Source organism: Escherichia sp. 93.0816 (assembly GCF_013368855.2).
GTDB classification, from domain to species: domain Bacteria; phylum Pseudomonadota; class Gammaproteobacteria; order Enterobacterales; family Enterobacteriaceae; genus Escherichia; species Escherichia ruysiae.
Genome location: NZ_JABWNC020000034.1, coordinates 1 through 15,180 on the forward strand (window position 1 = coordinate 1; position 15,180 = coordinate 15,180).

23 protein-coding genes are annotated in these 15,180 nt (G+C 49.0%); 7 read left to right on the forward strand and 16 right to left on the reverse strand.

What is annotated here, in order from left to right; genetic code table 11:
* Both HEM79_RS22510 and HEM79_RS21050 read left to right on the forward strand, forming a co-directional pair.
* The coding region (locus tag HEM79_RS22510; protein WP_207105872.1) for a hypothetical protein at positions 1-266 on the forward strand (266 nt) is incomplete at its 5' end.
* 46 nt (positions 267-312) lie between these two features.
* Entirely contained in the window at positions 313-867 is a 555-nt protein-coding gene (locus HEM79_RS21050) for a gamma carbonic anhydrase family protein (RefSeq protein ID WP_176241584.1), read from the forward strand.
* Here HEM79_RS21050 and HEM79_RS21055 read toward each other — a convergent pair.
* From HEM79_RS21055 to dprA, 6 genes are read right to left on the reverse strand one after another with little or no spacing between them, the layout of a single operon-like run.
* Positions 843-1,100, reverse strand: a complete 258-nt coding sequence (locus HEM79_RS21055) for a DUF1488 family protein (protein ID WP_001070586.1) — start codon at positions 1,098-1,100, stop codon at positions 843-845. The two genes, HEM79_RS21050 and HEM79_RS21055, sit on opposite strands and share 25 nt — an antisense overlap.
* The gene (gene aroE, locus HEM79_RS21060) at positions 1,097-1,915 is read right to left on the reverse strand and encodes a shikimate dehydrogenase (protein ID WP_176241583.1); all 819 of its coding nucleotides are present in this window, start codon (positions 1,913-1,915) and stop codon (positions 1,097-1,099) included. Before aroE ends, HEM79_RS21055 begins: the two co-directional genes overlap by 4 nt.
* Before the next feature lie 4 nt (positions 1,916-1,919).
* Positions 1,920-2,492, reverse strand: a complete 573-nt coding sequence (tsaC, locus tag HEM79_RS21065; protein ID WP_176241582.1) for an L-threonylcarbamoyladenylate synthase type 1 TsaC — start codon at positions 2,490-2,492, stop codon at positions 1,920-1,922.
* 4 nt (positions 2,493-2,496) lie between these two features.
* A complete protein-coding gene (locus HEM79_RS21070; RefSeq protein ID WP_001129726.1) occupies positions 2,497-3,039 on the reverse strand; it encodes a DNA topoisomerase family protein in 543 nt (180 codons plus the stop codon).
* 28 nt (positions 3,040-3,067) lie between these two features.
* On the reverse strand, positions 3,068-3,541 hold the full coding sequence (smg, locus tag HEM79_RS21075) for a DUF494 family protein Smg (protein ID WP_000460672.1): 474 nt from the start codon (positions 3,539-3,541) through the stop codon (positions 3,068-3,070).
* Positions 3,513-4,637, reverse strand: a complete 1,125-nt coding sequence (gene dprA / locus HEM79_RS21080) for a DNA-protecting protein DprA (RefSeq protein WP_176241581.1) — start codon at positions 4,635-4,637, stop codon at positions 3,513-3,515. The genes smg and dprA overlap by 29 nt, the downstream gene beginning before the upstream one ends.
* A 129-nt stretch (positions 4,638-4,766) precedes the next feature.
* On the opposite strand from dprA, the gene def reads away from it, so the two are divergent.
* The 5 genes from def (at position 4,767) to mscL (ending at position 9,517) form a co-directional block, all read left to right on the forward strand.
* On the forward strand, positions 4,767-5,276 hold the full coding sequence (gene def, locus HEM79_RS21085) for a peptide deformylase (protein ID WP_000114984.1): 510 nt from the start codon (positions 4,767-4,769) through the stop codon (positions 5,274-5,276).
* A gap of 14 nt (positions 5,277-5,290) precedes the next feature.
* The gene (gene fmt / locus HEM79_RS21090; RefSeq protein ID WP_176241580.1) at positions 5,291-6,238 is read left to right on the forward strand and encodes a methionyl-tRNA formyltransferase; all 948 of its coding nucleotides are present in this window, start codon (positions 5,291-5,293) and stop codon (positions 6,236-6,238) included.
* A gap of 51 nt (positions 6,239-6,289) precedes the next feature.
* Positions 6,290-7,579 (forward strand): 16S rRNA (cytosine(967)-C(5))-methyltransferase RsmB, encoded by a 1,290-nt coding sequence (gene rsmB, locus HEM79_RS21095; protein ID WP_105286030.1) that lies wholly within the window; start codon positions 6,290-6,292, stop codon positions 7,577-7,579.
* Between the two features lie 21 nt (positions 7,580-7,600).
* The gene (gene trkA, locus HEM79_RS21100; protein ID WP_000691382.1) at positions 7,601-8,977 is read left to right on the forward strand and encodes a Trk system potassium transporter TrkA; all 1,377 of its coding nucleotides are present in this window, start codon (positions 7,601-7,603) and stop codon (positions 8,975-8,977) included.
* Positions 8,978-9,106: 129 nt separating this feature from the next.
* Positions 9,107-9,517 (forward strand): large-conductance mechanosensitive channel protein MscL, encoded by a 411-nt coding sequence (gene mscL, locus HEM79_RS21105; RefSeq protein ID WP_176241579.1) that lies wholly within the window; start codon positions 9,107-9,109, stop codon positions 9,515-9,517.
* Here mscL and arfA read toward each other — a convergent pair.
* The 10 genes from arfA to secY all read right to left on the reverse strand — a co-directional run bounded on the left by arfA (position 9,514) and on the right by secY (position 15,180).
* A complete protein-coding gene (gene arfA / locus HEM79_RS21110) occupies positions 9,514-9,732 on the reverse strand; it encodes an alternative ribosome-rescue factor ArfA (protein WP_000092701.1) in 219 nt (72 codons plus the stop codon). The two genes, mscL and arfA, sit on opposite strands and share 4 nt — an antisense overlap.
* A 55-nt stretch (positions 9,733-9,787) precedes the next feature.
* Positions 9,788-10,213, reverse strand: coding sequence for a Zn(2+)-responsive transcriptional regulator (gene zntR, locus HEM79_RS21115; protein ID WP_000285594.1), 426 nt, complete (start codon positions 10,211-10,213; stop codon positions 9,788-9,790).
* Between the two features lie 10 nt (positions 10,214-10,223).
* Positions 10,224-10,592, reverse strand: coding sequence for a DnaJ family domain-containing protein (locus HEM79_RS21120; RefSeq protein WP_176241578.1), 369 nt, complete (start codon positions 10,590-10,592; stop codon positions 10,224-10,226).
* Positions 10,593-10,698: 106 nt separating this feature from the next.
* Complete coding sequence (rplQ, locus tag HEM79_RS21125) at positions 10,699-11,082, reverse strand: 50S ribosomal protein L17 (protein WP_001216368.1); 384 nt, start codon at positions 11,080-11,082, stop codon at positions 10,699-10,701.
* 40 nt (positions 11,083-11,122) lie between these two features.
* The gene (locus tag HEM79_RS21130) at positions 11,123-12,112 is read right to left on the reverse strand and encodes a DNA-directed RNA polymerase subunit alpha (RefSeq protein ID WP_001162094.1); all 990 of its coding nucleotides are present in this window, start codon (positions 12,110-12,112) and stop codon (positions 11,123-11,125) included.
* A 25-nt stretch (positions 12,113-12,137) separates the two neighbouring features.
* Positions 12,138-12,758, reverse strand: a complete 621-nt coding sequence (gene rpsD / locus HEM79_RS21135) for a 30S ribosomal protein S4 (RefSeq protein ID WP_000135224.1) — start codon at positions 12,756-12,758, stop codon at positions 12,138-12,140.
* A gap of 33 nt (positions 12,759-12,791) precedes the next feature.
* Positions 12,792-13,181 carry a 30S ribosomal protein S11 gene (rpsK, locus tag HEM79_RS21140; RefSeq protein ID WP_001029684.1) on the reverse strand — a complete coding sequence of 130 codons (390 nt, stop codon included), beginning with the start codon at positions 13,179-13,181 and terminating at the stop codon, positions 12,792-12,794.
* A 16-nt stretch (positions 13,182-13,197) separates the two neighbouring features.
* The gene (gene rpsM, locus HEM79_RS21145) at positions 13,198-13,554 is read right to left on the reverse strand and encodes a 30S ribosomal protein S13 (RefSeq protein WP_000090775.1); all 357 of its coding nucleotides are present in this window, start codon (positions 13,552-13,554) and stop codon (positions 13,198-13,200) included.
* Positions 13,555-13,700: 146 nt separating this feature from the next.
* The gene (gene rpmJ, locus HEM79_RS21150; RefSeq protein WP_000868187.1) at positions 13,701-13,817 is read right to left on the reverse strand and encodes a 50S ribosomal protein L36; all 117 of its coding nucleotides are present in this window, start codon (positions 13,815-13,817) and stop codon (positions 13,701-13,703) included.
* Positions 13,818-13,848: 31 nt separating this feature from the next.
* Positions 13,849-15,180, reverse strand: coding sequence for a preprotein translocase subunit SecY (gene secY / locus HEM79_RS21155; protein WP_001118861.1), 1,332 nt, complete (start codon positions 15,178-15,180; stop codon positions 13,849-13,851).

Genomic DNA, 15,180 nt, shown 5'->3' on the forward strand with positions numbered 1-15,180 from the left:
CAGCTCACTGTCGCGAGGTGGCGTATATTACGCTTTCCTCTTTCAGAGTCAACCCCGAATTTCAGGATTTTTTCTCTTCGTTGTTACGACCATCTTGTGAAGTGTTTCACGTTGTCGTCTCAACGGAGGCGCATTATAGGGATCCCAATTTTTTGCACAAGCACTTTTTTGATCTTTTTTTCTGTTTGTTGTTTTTTCATCCTCTTTGCTGCATTCACATGCAAAATGGCGCATTTTTACATAGCAAAACACTTGCGCAAGGCTAATAAAGCACCCAAAGTCATAGATAAATCATTTTTCGTTGAGGTAAGTATGTCAGACACTCTACGCCCATACCGGGATCTTTTTCCACAAATCGGTCAGCGAGTCATGATCGACAGTAGTAGTGTGGTTATTGGTGATGTTCGGTTGGCCGATGATGTGGGAATCTGGCCACTTGTTGTAATTCGTGGTGATGTTAATTATGTACAGATCTGCGCCCGAACCAATATCCAGGATGGCAGCGTCTTACACGTGACCCATAAATCAACGGCTAATCCACAAGGCAATCCGTTGATCGTCGGCGAAGACGTTACGGTTGGACATAAAGTGATGCTCCACGGCTGCACCATTGGCAATCGTGTGCTGGTTGGGATGGGCTCAATTTTACTTGATGGCGCAATAGTAGAAGATGATGTGATGATTGGGGCGGGTAGCCTTGTCCCACAAAATAAACGGCTGGAGAGCGGATATCTGTATCTCGGTAGCCCCGTCAAGCAGATCCGCCCGTTAACTGATGAAGAAAAGTCTGGGTTACGCTATTCAGCTAATAACTACGTGAAATGGAAAGACGAGTATCTGGATCAAAGCAACCAAACCCAACCTTGATCATCTTCGCTTTGAGCCTGAATTAAGCTTTCTGCTTCTTCTTCCAAGTCCCAGCGATGCTGACGAAAATTCGCTATGTACTGTTCTGGCGTATCCCCTGTAAAGCGATTCGCCAGACTTTCGCCAGTAATTGCACAAGTCAGTTGCATACCGTTCACCAGAGCGGGAAAACATACGCATTTTTTGCTCTCATTCCACTCCTCCCTGTCTGGAAACTGGATGGCCTGATTCACGCTGACAACTCCTGTTGCAATTGTTTGATAACTGGTTCTACGTCAGGCAGGACACCATGCCAAAGAAGGAAAGCATGTGCCGCCTGTGCCACCAGCATCCCTAATCCATCAGCATTACGCTTTGAGCCTTGCAGCTCACACCATGTCAGAAAAGGCGTTTTCCCTTTCTGATAGAACATGTCATAACAACAAATACCTGGATGAATAAGCGATGCTGGAATCGCTGGAATATCGCCACTAATGCCACTGGATGTTGCATTAATAATGAGATCGAACTCATGTCCTTCCAGTTTGTCCATACCCAACGCCTGAACACTGCCCGTATGCGCAAACAATTTTGCCAACTCTTCCGCGCGGGAAACCGTCCGATTAGTGATTGTTACCGCACAGTCCAGGGAAAGGAGCGGCAGTAATACGCCACGAGACGCCCCGCCAGCGCCAATAAGCAGAATACGTAAGCCAGAGCGGATAAAAGAGAGACGTTCCAGATCGCTTAACAAACCTACGCCATCGGTATTGTCACCCAGCAGGCGTCCATCTTCTAACCGCTTGAGGGTATTAACAGCACCAGCCAACGCTGCCCGTTCAGTAAGCTCATCCGCTCTGGCAAAAGCCTCTTCTTTAAAAGGCACCGTCACATTCGCACCTTTACCACCAGCGGCAAAGAATGCATTCAGTGTGTTGATGAAATCATTAATGGGTGCCAACTCGCGCCCATAGGGATGCTCAATATTCAGCTGCTGCGCAAATTGCTGATGAATGAATGGCGATTTGCTATGTGCAATCGGATTACCAAAAACAGCATAGGTTTCCATCAACTTACCCCTGTCGAAACAGTTCACCCGTCAGGGCATCGCGGATTTCTGAAGGATTTAAACGCCCCCCCGTCTCACCAGGCACAACCGGGAACTCCGCACCAAATTGTGCGCGAACTTCGTCTACTGTTCGACAAGGTGGCAATCCACTCAAGTTGGCACTGGTAGAAACCAGCGGTTTACCATAAGCCTGGCACAAAGCAACCACCAACGGATGGTCGGTGACTCGTACAGCAAGCGAATCAAAGCGGCCCGTCAACCAGCGCGGTGTTGTCGCAGGCGCGGGAAAGACAAAGGTGACAGGACCTGGCCAGCGGGAAAAAATGGTTTCACGCTGCACGTCAGTCAACATGGTGTCATCAATATAGGGTTTAAGCTGCTCGTAATTTGCTGCGATTAAAATCAGCCCCTTATCAACCGGACGCTGTTTTAACTCCAACAGTTGCATCACTGCTGTTTCGCTATCAGGATCGCACCCAACACCGAAAACGGCTTCCGTTGGATAGGCGATGACACGTTCTTCATTGAGGACATCTATCGCAGCTGCGATAGCGTCTCCTTGCAGGTTATTATTCACGTTATTATTCCGCCGAAACCGGCTTTCCACATTGTTTACTGGCACAAAAGTGTTTAACACCCTGCGCGGTTTTCTTTTCGATGAGTAGCGGATAATGACACTCAGGGCATTCTCCAGCTATGGGTTTGAAGTTAATGGCAAATTGACACTCCGGGTAGCGATCACAGGAGTGAAATGTTTTGCCATAACGGGAGCGGCGCTGGACCAGATGGCCCGTCCGGCATTGGGGACATGTAATTGCTGTTTCGTCCGGTTTATCGATAAGTTCGGTATGTTCGCATTCAGGGTAGTTACTGCAACCAATAAACATACCAAAGCGTCCCTGGCGTAATACCAGATTTGCGCCACATACGGGGCAAACCTGCCCCTCCAGAACTTTGACAATATGTCCATCCGCTGAAGATTTCAGAGGACGGACGTAGTCACACGCCGGATACTGTGAGCATCCAAGAAACGGACCGTGTTTCCCGGATCGAATAACCAGTTCAGCCCCGCACTTTGGGCAGGACTCATTATTACGCACCGTGAACAGTGCTGATTTTGCCATAACAACTTATGCTGAATTAAAGAAATGATTAATGCAGCATACCTTCATTCACTTCAAAGAGTAATTCTTCCATTTGCTGGTACGCATTTTCGCAGCCCGGAATATTGAACAACACCATCAGGATTACCCATTTCAAGTCTTCCAGGTCGAACTCTGCGGTATCCAGCGCGAGCACTCGCTCTATCACCATTTCACGGGTTTCAAGGTTAAGCACCTGAATTTGCTCAAGGAAAAGCAGAAACCCACGACAGCTGGCGTCCAGTCTTTCACACTCTTCAGGAGTATAAATACGCATGGAGAGTGGATCAGAGGCCAGTTGCATCGGTTCTGCCAGTCCTTCCTGATAATCAGCAAGCTTTTCCAGCCAAAGCAGGGCATTGTAGATATCTTCTCGATCAAATCCTGCGTCGGTAAGATCCTGTTCAAGTTTGTCTTGATCCACACGCAACTCAGCTTCTGTGTGAATATAGGTTTCAAACAAATACATTAGTACGTCGAACATGGCATGCCCTCCTCAATCGGACATAGCCGCCGGGTACTGCTGCGATCCATCCTGCTAACTCCAGTTCTAGTAGTTGAGTAACTACCTCTGGCACAGGTTGGCCGGCACGTTCAGCGACGACGTCAACAGGTGTTACCTCATCTCCTACGTTAGCCAGGAGCTCAGGAAATGGCAATGCCACGTCTTCCTGATCTGGTGAATAAAATGAATTTTCAGGGGCATCTGGCAACCAGTGCAGCCCGTATTGCAAATTTTCCAGAATTTCTTCCGGTTCCGTCACAAGAGTCGCACCTTGTTTTATTAACCAGTGAGACCCTTCGCTTCCCGGACTCCCTAATGGACCGGGCAAGGCAAAAACTTCTCGCCCCTGTTCAAGCGCACAACGTGCTGTTACCAAAGAACCACTGCGTAAAGCCGCTTCCACCACCAGTACACCTTTACTTAGACCACTGATAATGCGATTTCTTCGCGGGAAATTGTAAGACAGTGGCGGAACATCCAGCGGAAATTCGGAAACGATCGCGCCTCCCTGTTCAAGCAGACTAGCGGCGAGTTGAATATGGCGACGCGGGTGAATGGTATTGAGTCCATTTCCCAGCACCGCAATACTAACGCCATTTACCTGTACCGCCGCTTTATGCGCCACACCATCGATTCCACGCGCCAGTCCACTGGTAATCGTTACGCCACGTGTCGCCAGCGATTCGCAAAATAATCGTCCCCAGCGTTCGCCATACCATGAATGAGCACGACTTCCCACGACGGCAAGCTGAAATGATCGTAATGCGGGAAGCTCCCCAGCAACAAACAGAGCTCCGGGATAATCAACCGTTGCGAGAAGTTGAGGAGGGTAAAATTCGCTATCCGCTGGGATAAAATGATGGTTTGGTTGCTCAAGCCACATAAGCGCACTATCCAGACTCTTCTGCGAAAAAGAGAGGAAACGCTGTGCCTGCCGTAATGAAAGCCCTACTTGTTGCAATATAACAACATCAATGTGTGGTAGTTTCGCCAACGCGTGAGCTATACGGACCATATCATCGCCGTACAAGTTGCTGATGCTCATCAGACGCAGCCAAATTTCTGTATCGACCATCCTTATCTCCTTGCCATAAGCAGCCTTAGCAATCTTTGCGATTGGTCAGTGATGCTGTCAATCAGAGGGGGATTTGTCTAGAATAGAAGAAATAATCTTTCTAACTCCTGAACACATCTCTGGAGATTTATGTCAGTTTTGCAAGTGTTACATATTCCGGACGAGCGGCTTCGCAAAGTTGCTAAGCCGGTAGAAGAAGTGAATGCAGAAATTCAGCGTATCGTCGATGATATGTTCGAGACGATGTACGCAGAAGAAGGTATTGGCCTGGCGGCAACCCAGGTTGATATCCATCAACGTATCATTGTTATTGATGTTTCGGAAAACCGTGACGAACGGTTGGTGTTAATCAATCCGGAGCTTTTAGAAAAAAGCGGCGAAACAGGCATTGAAGAAGGTTGCCTGTCGATCCCTGAACAACGTGCTTTAGTTCCGCGCGCAGAGAAAGTGAAAATTCGCGCCCTGGACCGCGACGGTAAACCATTTGAACTGGAAGCAGACGGTCTGTTAGCCATCTGTATTCAGCATGAGATGGATCATCTGGTTGGCAAACTGTTTATGGATTACCTGTCACCGCTGAAACAACAACGTATTCGTCAGAAAGTTGAAAAACTGGATCGTCTGAAAGCCCGGGCTTAAGGATAAGAATTAACGTGTCAGAATCACTACGTATTATTTTTGCGGGTACACCTGACTTTGCAGCGCGTCATCTTGACGCGCTGTTGTCTTCTGGACATAACGTTGTTGGCGTGTTTACCCAACCTGACCGACCAGCAGGACGCGGCAAAAAGCTGATGCCCAGTCCGGTCAAAGTGCTGGCTGAAGAAAAAGGCTTACCCGTTTTTCAGCCTGTTTCCTTGCGTCCACAAGAAAACCAGCAACTGGTCGCCGATCTGCAAGCTGATGTTATGGTCGTCGTCGCTTATGGGCTGATTCTGCCTAAAGCTGTGCTGGAGATGCCACGTCTCGGCTGTATCAATGTTCATGGTTCACTGCTGCCTCGCTGGCGCGGTGCCGCGCCAATCCAACGTTCGTTATGGGCGGGTGATGCAGAAACTGGCGTGACCATTATGCAAATGGATGTCGGTTTGGACACCGGCGACATGCTTTATAAACTCTCCTGTCCGATTACCGCAGAAGATACCAGTGGTACGCTGTACGACAAACTGGCAGAGCTTGGCCCACAAGGGCTTATCACCACGTTGAAACAACTGGCAGACGGCACGGCGAAACCAGAAGTTCAGGACGAAACTCTTGTCACTTACGCTGAAAAGTTGAGTAAAGAAGAAGCGCGTATTGACTGGTCGCTTTCGGCAGCCCAACTTGAACGCTGCATTCGCGCTTTCAATCCATGGCCAATGAGCTGGCTGGAAATTGAAGGACAGCCGGTTAAAGTCTGGAAAGCGTCGGTCATTGATACGGCAACCAAAGCCGCACCAGGAACGATCCTTGAAGCCAACAAACAAGGCATCCAGGTTGCGACTGGTGATGGCATCCTGAACCTGCTCTCGTTACAACCTGCGGGTAAGAAAGCGATGAGCGCGCAAGACCTCCTGAATTCTCGTCGGGAATGGTTTGTTCCGGGCAACCGTCTGGCCTGATAGTCCACTCTTCTAAGCCCGGTCTTGCCGGGCATTTTTATTTTTATACTTATGAAAAAACAACGTAATTTACGTAGCATGGCGGCCCAGGCCATTGAACAAGTCGTCGAGCAAGGGCAATCATTAAGCAACATTCTGCCACCGCTACAGCAAAAAGTTTCCGATAAAGACAAAGCACTTCTTCAAGAGTTGTGCTTTGGCGTACTGCGTACGCTCTCACAGCTAGACTGGCTGATTAATAAGTTAATGGCCCGTCCGATGACCGGCAAACAGCGGACCGTGCATTACCTGATTATGGTCGGACTGTACCAACTACTTTATACCCGTATTCCGCCACACGCCGCGCTTGCGGAAACAGTTGAAGGCGCAGTTGCGATTAAACGCCCGCAGCTTAAAGGGTTGATTAACGGCGTATTACGCCAGTTCCAGCGTCAGCAAGAAGAGTTATTAGCCGAGTTTAATGCCAGTGATGCACGTTATCTGCATCCTTCCTGGTTGCTGAAGCGTCTGCAAAAAGCGTATCCAGAGCAGTGGCAATCTATCGTTGAAGCCAATAACCAACGCCCGCCGATGTGGCTGCGCGTTAATCGTACGCATCATTCTCGCGATAGCTGGATTGCACTTCTGGAAGAAGCAGGCATGAAAGGCTTCCCACATGCGGATTACCCGGATGCTGTACGCCTGGAAACACCCGCGCCGGTTCATGCGCTACCAGGTTTTGAAGAAGGATGGGTTACCGTTCAGGATGCATCAGCACAAGGTTGCATGACCTGGCTTGCTCCACAAAACGGTGAACACATTCTGGATCTTTGTGCCGCCCCCGGCGGTAAAACAACACATATCCTTGAGGTGGCACCAGAAGCGCAAGTGCTGGCGGTTGATATTGACGAACAGCGCCTTTCTCGCGTTTACGACAATTTAAAACGCCTTGGTATGAAGGCAACCGTGAAACAAGGTGATGGCCGTTACCCTTCCCAATGGTGCGGAGAGCAACAGTTTGATCGCATTTTATTAGATGCGCCTTGTTCGGCAACCGGTGTAATTCGTCGCCATCCGGATATTAAATGGTTGCGTCGCGACCGCGATATCCCGGAACTCGCGCAGTTGCAGTCTGAAATTCTTGACGCCATCTGGCCGCATTTAAAATCCGGTGGAACCCTGGTTTATGCCACCTGTTCGGTGTTACCGGAAGAGAATAGCCAGCAGATTAAAGCCTTTTTGCAACGTACGGATGATGCCGTACTTTGCGAAACAGGAACACCAGAGCAACCTGGTAAGCAAAATCTGCCAGGCTCCGAAGAAGGCGACGGCTTCTTTTACGCTAAGCTAATCAAAAAGTGATGAGATAACGGGTCGCGACTGATGAAAATTATCATTCTGGGTGCCGGTCAGGTTGGCGGCACGCTGGCGGAAAACCTGGTTGGTGAGAACAACGATATTACCGTTGTCGATACTAATGGTGAGCGTCTGCGGACCTTGCAGGATAAATTTGACCTGCGTGTTGTGCAGGGGCATGGCTCTCATCCACGCGTATTGCGGGAGGCCGGTGCCGACGACGCCGATATGCTGGTTGCTGTAACCAGTTCAGATGAAACTAATATGGTTGCCTGCCAGGTAGCCTACTCACTTTTCAACACCCCTAATCGCATCGCTCGTATCCGCTCGCCGGACTACGTTCGAGATGCTGATAAGCTATTCCATTCTGATGCCGTACCGATTGATCATCTGATCGCGCCAGAGCAGTTGGTTATCGATAATATTTACCGACTGATTGAGTATCCCGGCGCATTGCAGGTGGTGAACTTCGCTGAGGGTAAAGTCAGCCTGGCTGTGGTTAAAGCCTATTATGGTGGCCCGTTGATTGGTAATGCACTTTCGACCATGCGCGAACATATGCCACATATCGATACTCGTGTGGCAGCAATTTTCCGCCACGATCGCCCCATTCGTCCGCAAGGTTCGACCATCGTTGAAGCTGGTGATGAAGTGTTCTTTATTGCCGCTTCACAACATATCCGCGCGGTGATGAGCGAATTACAACGTCTGGAAAAACCGTATAAGCGGATTATGCTGGTAGGCGGCGGCAACATCGGCGCTGGACTGGCGCGTCGTCTGGAAAAAGATTACAGCGTCAAACTCATCGAACGTAATCAGCAGCGCGCAGCCGAATTGGCGGAAAAGTTGCAGAATACGATCGTCTTTTTTGGCGATGCGTCGGATCAGGAACTGCTGGCTGAAGAACATATTGATCAAGTTGATCTATTTATTGCCGTCACCAACGATGACGAAGCCAATATCATGTCCGCCATGCTTGCCAAACGTATGGGGGCGAAAAAGGTGATGGTGTTGATCCAGCGTCGCGCTTATGTGGATCTGGTTCAAGGAAGCGTGATCGATATTGCTATTTCACCGCAACAGGCAACTATTTCTGCGTTGCTCAGTCATGTGCGAAAAGCTGATATTGTTGGTGTTTCCTCACTCCGTCGCGGTGTGGCTGAAGCTATTGAAGCTGTTGCTCACGGTGATGAGAGCACTTCTCGTGTTGTTGGTCGGGTTATTGATGAAATTAAACTGCCGCCTGGGACAATTATCGGTGCGGTGGTACGTGGAAACGACGTGATGATTGCTAATGATAATTTACGCATTGAGCAAGGCGATCACGTAATTATGTTCCTCACAGATAAAAAGTTTATTACCGACGTCGAAAGACTCTTCCAGCCAAGCCCTTTCTTTTTGTAATTAATAAGGCGTCTAATGACGCCTTATTATTTCCCTTTGATTATCAAGGATTAATTAAATTCATTCCTGGCAGGAAAATGGCTTAACATTTGTTAGACTTATAAATGTCAGTTTCATAGGGAGAATAACATGAGCATTATTAAAGAATTTCGCAAATTTGCGATGCGCGGGAACGTGGTGGATTTGGCAGTGGGTGTCATTATCGGCACGGCATTCGGTAAGATTGTCTCCTCACTGGTTGCCGATATCATCATGCCGCCACTGGGTTTATTAATTGGCGGGATCGACTTTAAACAGTTTGCTGTCACATTACGCGATGCGCAGGGGGATGTACCCGCTGTTGTTATGCATTACGGCGTCTTCATTCAAAACGTGTTTGATTTTCTGATTGTTGCCTTTGCCATCTTTATGGCGATTAAGCTAATCAACAAACTGAATCGGAAAAAAGAAGAACCGGCGGCGGCTCCAGCACCAACTAAAGAAGAAGTATTACTGACAGAAATTCGTGATTTGCTGAAAGAGCAGAATAACCGCTCTTAACAAGCGCCAGAAAGCAGAAGGCCAGTGGTAAAAAAGCGATTCACTTTCTTGCCACTGGCCTCCCAGTTCCCCCGATTGCCATGTTTTCCTTTTCGCATATAGCTGCCTTTCCCTTTTTTATTTTTCTCTACACGTTGTCTGAACAGGGGGTCATGCAGTAATGCTTCTATCGCATTATCCTTTATCTGCCCTTTAGTATGCTGATATCGGCTCATAAAAACTCCAGTTGGTTGTTTAACGGCGCGAGTGTAATCCCGCCAGTGCAATAAATCAACAGCCACTCTTAACGCCACTCGCCCCTTGTTCAAGAGCTTCAAGAATCGAACAATAAACACTGCTATGGGCGGTCCCACAACAGGCATCGTTAAGGCGTTGCAAGGAACGCTGCATACTCTGCAACTCGGCTATCCGTGCTTCGACTTCCTGCAATCTTTCCTGCACAATACCTTTTGACTCCTGACAGGTATGGTGTTCAGGATCGATACGGATCGACAGCAACTCGCGGATCGACTCCAGACTGAAACCGAGCTGTCTGGCGTGACGAATAAACTTCAAACGTCGGAGATCGCTTTCGGTATAAAGACGAAAACCACCTTCGGTACGTACTTCATGATCCATCATTTGTTGCTTTTCGTAATAACGAATCGTGTCAGGCGTTACTTCCGCAAGTTTTGCCAGCTCACCAATGCGATACATATTTACTCCATTAGTTATCATTGATTTTATTCAACAATTTTTCAGCATACTCACCACGTAAAAAATCGGTGCTCAATCCTGCTTGTCGCAGCTTTAACTCCAGTAATAACAACCGACGACTAATCTCATGATATTGCGGATCGTCCTGGCGAATGCCTTTGAGGATATCCAGAAGTTGAATTGCCTCCTTTCGCTGTTCAAGTTCTGGAGGTAAGTAACCGGCATTCTTCAACAAGCGATACCCCGCACGTAATTCCGGTGGCACGTGGGAATCATCATCAAGTATCAATGGTTCGCCGCTACCTTGCAGGTTATCAAACTCACCTTTCGCTTGCGCTTCTGATATATGGCGCTCTGCCCACTGGTCAAGTAACCACATAAATACTCCAGGGGATGAACAAAAAGAGTACAGCTATTGTAGATAAGTGGGGATACTACAGGTATAAAAAAACCCGCCGGGGCGGGTTTTTTTACGTTGCTTCAGATTACTCTGCAGCAGCTTCTGCTTTCTCTGAACGATCAACCAGCTCGATGTAAGCCATCGGCGCGTTGTCGCCTGCACGGAAACCACACTTCAGAATACGAGTGTAACCACCGGCACGGCTCGCGAAACGCGGGCCCAGTTCGTTAAACAGTTTTGCCACGATCTCGTTATCACGAGTACGGGCGAATGCCAGACGACGATTAGCAACGCTATCAGTCTTGGCAAGAGTAATCAGCGGCTCAACTACGCGGCGCAGCTCTTTCGCTTTAGGCAGAGTCGTCTTGATGATTTCATGACGAACCAGTGAACCTGCCATATTGCGGAACATAGCCTGGCGATGGCTGCTGTTGCGGTTCAGTTGACGACCACTCTTACGATGGCGCATGACCTTATCCTTCTCAGTAAAACCTTAACCTGTGATCCGGTTACTCGTCAGCGATGCTTGCCGGTGGCCAGTTTTCCAGGCGCATACCCAGAGACAGTCCACGGGAAGCCAGCACGTCTTTAATCTCAGTAAGAGATTTTTTACCAAGGTTAGGCGTTTTAAGGAGCTCAACCTCGGTACGCTGTACCAGATCACCGATATAGTGGATAGCTTCTGCTTTAAGGCAGTTAGCAGAGCGGACAGTCAATTCCAGATCGTCAACAGGGCGCAGCAGGATCGGATCGAACTCTGGTTTCTCTTCTTTCACTTCCGGCTGACGTACATCACGTAAGTCAACGAAAGCTTCCAGTTGTTCAGCCAGAATGGTTGCCGCACGACGAATCGCCTCTTCAGGATCGATTGTGCCGTTGGTTTCCATTTCGATGACCAGCTTGTCCAGGTCGGTACGCTGTTCTACACGCGCTGCTTCAACATTGTAGGCAATACGCTCTACAGGGCTGTAGCATGCGTCGACCAGCAGACGGCCGATTGGGCGCTCATCTTCTTCCGAATGAATTCGGGTAGAAGCCGGCACATAACCACGACCGCGCTGAACTTTGATACGCATGCTAATAGACGCGTTCTCATCGGTCAGGTGGCAGATCACGTGCTGCGGCTTGACGATTTCGACATCACCGTCGTGGGTGATATCGGCTGCAGTCACAGGGCCAATGCCAGATTTATTCAAGGTAAGAATAACTTCATCTTTGCCCTGAACTCTCACCGCCAGCCCTTTCAGGTTGAGCAGGATTTCCAGGATATCTTCCTGAACGCCTTCTTTGGTGCTGTACTCATGTAGTACACCATCAATCTCAACCTCGGTCACCGCGCAACCCGGCATCGATGAGAGCAGAATACGGCGCAGTGCGTTACCCAGAGTATGGCCAAAGCCACGCTCTAAAGGCTCAAGGGTCACCTTGGCGTGCGTCGAACTCACTTGCTCGATATCAACCAGGCGCGGTTTTAGAAACTCTGTCACAGAACCCTGCATTGTGTCCTCTCTTTGGTACTAAGCTTTACTTGGAGTAAAGCTCGACGATCAGGTGTTCGTTAATGTCCGCAGACAGATCAGAACGCTCCGGCTTACGCTTAAACGTACCTTCCATCTTGCCAGCATCAACTTCCAGCCAGGTTGGCTTTTCACGCTGCTCAGCCAGCTCCAGAGCGGCTTTCACGCGAGACTGCTTCTTCGCTTTCTCACGAATGCTTACAACGTCATTCGGACTAACCTGATAAGAAGCGATGTTAACAACACGACCGTTTACCATAATTGCTTTATGGCTAACCAGCTGACGTGCTTCTGCACGAGTGGCACCGAAGCCCATACGGTATACAACGTTGTCCAGACGACCTTCCAGCAGAGCCAACAGGTTTTCACCGGTGTTGCCTTTCAGACGTGCTGCTTCTTTATAGTAGTTACGGAACTGACGCTCCAGCACACCATAGATACGGCGAACTTTTTGCTTTTCACGCAACTGCACACCATAGTCAGACAGACGCGGTTTACGCGCACCGTGCTGGCCAGGAGCTTGTTCAATTTTACACTTGGTATCGATCGCGCGAACGCCAGACTTAAGGAATAAGTCGGTGCCCTCACGACGGCTCAGCTTGAGCTTAGGACCCAAATATCTTGCCATTTTCTTTCTCCAACAAACCTGGAAAACGAAGCGTTATACGCGACGTTTTTTCGGCGGACGACAACCGTTATGAGGGATCGGAGTCACATCAGTAATGTTAGTGATGCGGAAACCTGCGGCGTTCAGAGCACGAATAGTAGATTCGCGGCCTGGACCCGGACCTTTAACCATAACTTCCAGATTCTTGATGCCGTATTCTTTCACGGCGTCAGCGCAACGCTCTGCTGCAACCTGAGCTGCAAACGGAGTGGATTTGCGAGAACCACGGAAACCGGAACCACCGGCAGTTGCCCAACCCAACGCGTTACCCTGACGATCAGTGATAGTCACGATGGTGTTGTTGAAAGAAGCATGGATATGAGCCACGCCGTCAGAGACTTGTTTTCTTACACGTTTACGTGCACGAATTGGTGCCTTTGCCATTATTCAATCACCCCGATTATTTCTTGATCGGTTTGCGCGGACCCTTACGGGTACGTGCGTTGGTCTTGGTACGCTGACCGCGAACCGGGAGACCACGACGATGACGCAAACCGCGATAGCAACCAAGATCCATCAGGCGCTTGATGCTCATGCTGATTTCACGGCGCAGATCACCTTCAACGACAAATTTGGCAACTTCGTCACGCAGCGTGTCGATTTGTCCTTCAGACAGCTCACTGATCTTAACATCTTCAGCGATACCCGCTGCAGCCAGGATGGCTTTGGAACGGGTCTTGCCGACGCCATAAATCGAAGTTAATGCGATTACGGCATGCTTATGATCAGGAATGTTAATGCCTGCTATACGGGCCACTATGCACTCCTACTATTTAATATGTACGTTCCATGCTGAAAAGCCCGTTTTCAGGATACTCAAATGGAAACGCACAGACATACAAAAGATTGGCTGGCTAATCTAGCCAGCTCAACCCAACTTTGCAAGAAAAATATGCGAATAAATCAGCCTTGGCGCTGTTTATGCTTCGGCTCGGCACTGCAAATCACACGGATGACACCATCACGCTTAACGATTTTGCAGTTACGGCATAATTTCTTGACGGAAGCACGAACTTTCATTTTTACTCTCCGTAACTTCTCGGGCGACCAATTATCGGCCGTAGCCTTTCAGGTTCGCCTTCTTCAATGCAGACTCATACTGACTGGACATCATCAGAGTTTGCACTTGAGCCATAAAGTCCATAATCACGACAACAACGATAAGCAGTGAGGTCCCACCGAAGTAGAACGGTACTTTCATTGCATCACGCATGAACTCCGGGATCAGGCAGATAAAGGTAATGTACAACGCACCAACCAGGGTCAGACGGGTCATTACTTTATCGATATACTTCGCCGTTTGCTCTCCCGGACGAATTCCTGGTACAAATGCACCGGACTTCTTCAGGTTATCTGCTGTTTCACGCGGGTTGAAAACCAACGCCGTGTAGAAGAAACAGAAGAAGATGATTGCAGACGCATAGAGTAACACATAAAGCGGTTGCCCAGGCTGCAAATACAGCGAAATTGTTGTCAGCCAGTTCCAACCAGTACCGCCCCCGAACCATGACGCGATGGTCGCCGGGAACAGAATAATACTGGAAGCGAAGATTGCCGGGATTACCCCCGCCATATTCACTTTCAGCGGTAAATGTGTGCTCTGTGCAGCATAGACACGACGACCTTGCTGACGTTTCGCGTAGTTTACCACAATGCGGCGTTGACCACGCTCAACAAATACAACAAAGAACGTCACTGCAAATACTAATACTGCAACCAACAGCAACACGAGGAAGTGCAGGTCGCCTTGACGCGCTTGCTCGATAGTATGGGCAATGGCTGGCGGGAGTCCCGCGACAATACCGGCGAAGATAATGATTGAAATACCGTTGCCGATACCTCGTTCAGTGATCTGTTCGCCCAACCACATCAGGAACATGGTTCCCGTGACCAGACTTACAACAGCGGTGAAGTAGAATGCAAAGCCCGGGTTAATAACCAGGCCTTGCATACCAGGCATATTCGGCAGACCGGTAGCAATACCGATCGACTGGAATATTGCCAGCACCAGAGTACCGTAACGGGTGTACTGGCTGATCTTACGACGACCAGACTCCCCTTCTTTCTTAATTTCTGCCAGCGTTGGGTGAACCACCGTCAGCAGCTGGATAATGATCGACGCCGAAATATACGGCATGATCCCCAGAGCAAAGATAGAAGCACGGCTGAGAGCACCACCAGAGAACATGTTAAACATCTCAATGATGGTGCCTCGCTGTTGCTCAAGCAGTTTGGCAAGTACAGCGGCATCAATACCAGGGATCGGAATAAAAGAGCCAATACGGAACACAATCAGCGCACCGATAACAAACAGCAGTCTGCGTTTCAGCTCGCCTAAGCCACCTTTGGCACTTTGAAAATCTAATCCCGGTTGTTTAGCCAT

Bases quoted from the DNA above. Each gene is read 5' to 3' on its own strand.
- def (WP_000114984.1), top strand. From the start codon at position 4,767: ATGTCAGTTTTGCAAGTGTTACATATTCCGGACGAGCGGCTTCGCAAA.
- HEM79_RS21050 (WP_176241584.1), top strand. From the start codon at position 313: ATGTCAGACACTCTACGCCCATACCGGGATCTTTTTCCACAAATCGGT.
- HEM79_RS21120 (WP_176241578.1), bottom strand. From the start codon at position 10,592: ATGTGGTTACTTGACCAGTGGGCAGAGCGCCATATATCAGAAGCGCAA.
- rpsK (WP_001029684.1), bottom strand. From the start codon at position 13,181: ATGGCAAAGGCACCAATTCGTGCACGTAAACGTGTAAGAAAACAAGTC.
- HEM79_RS21070 (WP_001129726.1), bottom strand. From the start codon at position 3,039: ATGGCAAAATCAGCACTGTTCACGGTGCGTAATAATGAGTCCTGCCCA.
- dprA (WP_176241581.1), bottom strand. From the start codon at position 4,637: ATGGTCGATACAGAAATTTGGCTGCGTCTGATGAGCATCAGCAACTTG.
- mscL (WP_176241579.1), top strand. From the start codon at position 9,107: ATGAGCATTATTAAAGAATTTCGCAAATTTGCGATGCGCGGGAACGTG.
- arfA (WP_000092701.1), bottom strand. From the start codon at position 9,732: ATGAGCCGATATCAGCATACTAAAGGGCAGATAAAGGATAATGCGATA.
- aroE (WP_176241583.1), bottom strand. From the start codon at position 1,915: ATGGAAACCTATGCTGTTTTTGGTAATCCGATTGCACATAGCAAATCG.
- smg (WP_000460672.1), bottom strand. From the start codon at position 3,541: ATGTTCGACGTACTAATGTATTTGTTTGAAACCTATATTCACACAGAA.
- rplQ (WP_001216368.1), bottom strand. From the start codon at position 11,082: ATGCGCCATCGTAAGAGTGGTCGTCAACTGAACCGCAACAGCAGCCAT.
- rpsD (WP_000135224.1), bottom strand. From the start codon at position 12,758: ATGGCAAGATATTTGGGTCCTAAGCTCAAGCTGAGCCGTCGTGAGGGC.
- rpmJ (WP_000868187.1), bottom strand. From the start codon at position 13,817: ATGAAAGTTCGTGCTTCCGTCAAGAAATTATGCCGTAACTGCAAAATC.
- rsmB (WP_105286030.1), top strand. From the start codon at position 6,290: ATGAAAAAACAACGTAATTTACGTAGCATGGCGGCCCAGGCCATTGAA.
- zntR (WP_000285594.1), bottom strand. From the start codon at position 10,213: ATGTATCGCATTGGTGAGCTGGCAAAACTTGCGGAAGTAACGCCTGAC.
- secY (WP_001118861.1), bottom strand. From the start codon at position 15,180: ATGGCTAAACAACCGGGATTAGATTTTCAAAGTGCCAAAGGTGGCTTA.
- HEM79_RS21130 (WP_001162094.1), bottom strand. From the start codon at position 12,112: ATGCAGGGTTCTGTGACAGAGTTTCTAAAACCGCGCCTGGTTGATATC.
- trkA (WP_000691382.1), top strand. From the start codon at position 7,601: ATGAAAATTATCATTCTGGGTGCCGGTCAGGTTGGCGGCACGCTGGCG.